Annotated in this window: 1 tRNA gene and 2 pseudogenes; 2 read left to right on the top strand and 1 reads right to left on the bottom strand. The window is 47.1% G+C overall.

Annotation, left to right across the window (positions count from 1 at the left end):
• Positions 1–259, bottom strand: a pseudogene (locus BBW68_RS12435) (hypothetical protein); the annotation flags it as partial.
• A gap of 256 nt (positions 260–515) precedes the next feature.
• Between BBW68_RS12435 and BBW68_RS12440 the strand changes: the two are divergent.
• Positions 516–591, top strand: a tRNA-Asn gene (locus tag BBW68_RS12440).
• Between the two features lie 178 nt (positions 592–769).
• Positions 770–1348: pseudogene (locus BBW68_RS12445) on the top strand (tyrosine-type recombinase/integrase); the annotation flags it as partial.
• Positions 1349–1528: the final 180 nt, after the last annotated feature.

A 1528-nucleotide genomic window follows, 5' to 3' on the forward strand; every position in this document is an offset into this window, starting at 1 on the left:
CCTTGACGGACTCGACCGCCAGTTCACCGGTTGAGCGGCTGAAACCCAGCGTCGCTGCCTGGGCAGCGGCCAGCTCTGGATTGACCTCTGACAGTATCTCGCGCACCAGTTCACCCCTGAGGTTAAATACCGTCGGTGCCTGTAAATGGGCAATGGCATGGCAGCGCCCGATGTGGCCGGTACCGATCAATCCAATTCTGACTTTTTGCGTGGTAGGTCCTTGTGCAGGGTGAAAATGGAACAAACGTACAAGATGCATGGAATGCATATTCCATTAATAGGCTTCACAATATGAAAATGAAACAAACGTGAGCGCGCTGACGAAAAGAGTGCACCGCCGCTGTAATGCCAGCTAGAAGTTGCAGCGGGCAATTCAAATGCAGGATATTTGCAGAAAAAAGCGACCAACTCTACATAACATGCTGTTTTATTCAGCAGTCGAACCAAAAGCGTAAAATCAAGTTTTGACATCATCCGCCCTGCGGAATATCATAGGCCCCGTTCGTCCCAACAATTCCTCTGTAGTTCAGTCGGTAGAACGGCGGACTGTTAATCCGTATGTCACTGGTTCGAGTCCAGTCAGAGGAGCCAATTTAAAGAAACCAGATGTCTACTGACATCTATTTTTTTCTTTCTATCAATTGGTTAACCCTTCAAGCTTGTCTACTCACGTCTATTATAAAACACTCGAAGCTACACCCCTTTGATGGTAAAAATACTGGTAAAGCTGGTTCGGTTTTCTTCTTACCAGCAATTAGGGGAAACCATCATGCCACTTACTGATACTAAAGTTAAAAATGCAAAGCCATCTGAAAGGCGATAAAGATCACTGACGGGTTTGGCCTTTACCTGCTGGTACATCCTAACGGCTCAAAATACTGGCAGTTAGGCTATCGCTTTGAAGCTAAACAAAAGATGTTTTCCATAGGCGTCTACCCTGCCGTATCCCTCGCAGACGCAAGGCAGCGGCGCGACGAAGCCAAAAAGCTTTTAGCCTCTGCAATTGATCCCAGCGCTAAAAAACAGGCTGACAACAAGAGTGTTCAGGAAAAGCGTAACAATACCCACGCGTTCAAAACCGTTGCTAAAAGCTGGTTTGCAACCAAAACCACTTGGTCAGAAGATTATCAACGCTCGGTCTGGACTCGTCTTGAAACTTACCTGTTTCCTGATATCGGCAACAAAGATGTCGGTGAGTTGGATACAGGTGATCTGTTGGTTCCAATCAAGAAGATTGAAACACTCGGTTACCTTGAAATCGGTATGCGGGTAAAACAGTACGCTACCGCATATCTTGCGATATGCTCTTCAGCAGAAGATGATCCACTTCAATCCTGCCTATGTAATGGTCAACAAAAACCGGACTGTAGTGGCACACTGATACTGGCCACCTGATTGGAAGGTGATATTCTCACCTTCCCAACACCACAGGTGACCCAATGGCTAAACATTTCACGCCAGAACTTAAGCTCGAAGCGGCGAAGTTAGTTGTCGACCACGGCTATACCTACGTTAAGGCCGCAGAGGC

Origin of the sequence: Candidatus Erwinia dacicola, assembly GCF_001756855.1 — a bacterium.
Classification (GTDB): domain Bacteria; phylum Pseudomonadota; class Gammaproteobacteria; order Enterobacterales; family Enterobacteriaceae; genus Erwinia; species Erwinia dacicola.